This is a genomic window from Wolbachia endosymbiont of Drosophila tristis, from assembly GCF_028981745.1.
Classification (GTDB): domain Bacteria; phylum Pseudomonadota; class Alphaproteobacteria; order Rickettsiales; family Anaplasmataceae; genus Wolbachia; species Wolbachia pipientis.
On the sequence record NZ_JAPQLN010000018.1, the window covers coordinates 1 to 1,118 of the forward strand.

At 43.2% G+C, this 1,118-nt stretch carries 1 pseudogene; it reads left to right on the forward strand.

Going from position 1 to position 1,118, the window contains the following annotated elements:
- Positions 1-161: 161 nt before the first annotated feature.
- Positions 162-1,118, forward strand: a pseudogene (locus tag OZD64_RS00150) (phage terminase large subunit); the annotation flags it as partial.

Here is a 1,118-nt window from a genome sequence, read left to right on the forward strand (position 1 = left end):
TCATCCCGCTGCTTGTTAGCGGGATCTATGTTAAGGTATAGTAGGGGATCTATGTTAAGAGATACCGCGAATGAATCGCGGTATGACGGTTAAGTAGGGTGTCATTCCAGTGCTCCTTTTTTTGTCATCCCAGCGTCACGCGTTGGTTTCAACATTATATCATGAACTTTCTAAAATTCATTGAACTGTGCTTTCAAACGGTAGTGCCGGGGTGTGAGTATAACGATTATCAGTATATAAAAGTCATAGCAGACAGGCTGGAAGCAGCGAGCGCTGGTGAAGTGAAACGAATAATATTCAATATGCCTCCGCGCTCGATGAAGTCCATGTGCATAAGCGTTGCGTGGCCCGCATGGATACTGGGAAACCAACCAACTGCGAGAATAATAGTTGCAAGTTATTCTCAGCGGCTCAGCGAAAAGCACTCGCTCGACACCAGGTGCGTGATGCAGTCTAGTTGGTATAGAGCGCTATTTCCAGAGATAGAACTATCCAAAGACCAGAATACCAAATATAAATTTCAAACAGTGCAGAGAGGATACAGAATCGCAACATCAGTTGGTGGAACACTAACTGGTGAAGGTGGTGATTTTATCATTGTGGACGATCCGCTCAGTTCTGCTCAAGCTTTGAGTGAAACGCTTAGAAAGCGTGCCACAAACTGGTTTGATCAGACTTTAGTAACCAGGCTGAACGATAGAAAAAAAGGAGTCATCGTTCTTGTAATGCACAGGCTACACCAGGAGGACTTAACTGGACACCTTCTCTCCAAGCCAAAAAACATATGGCATCATATTTGTTTGCCAATGATTTCTGAAAATAAGCAGGTTATTTATTCAATCAAAAAGCCAATGCCTCCCGTTCCTGTCATCCGAGTAGCTCAGCACTGTGCGACCAGACGATTATATAATAAACCAGCGTCACCTGTAAGGATATTATATTCAAGAGAAGAAGGTCAGTTGTTATATCCCCTCGATGGAGGAAAAGAAGAAGTTGAGATAATAAAAGCTGAACTTGGGAGTTACGCTTTTGCTGCTCAATATCAACAAAACCCTCTGCCGCTTTCAAGTGGTATAATTAAACCAGAGTGGTTGAGAGGTTGTCCGGAAACAAGTAAA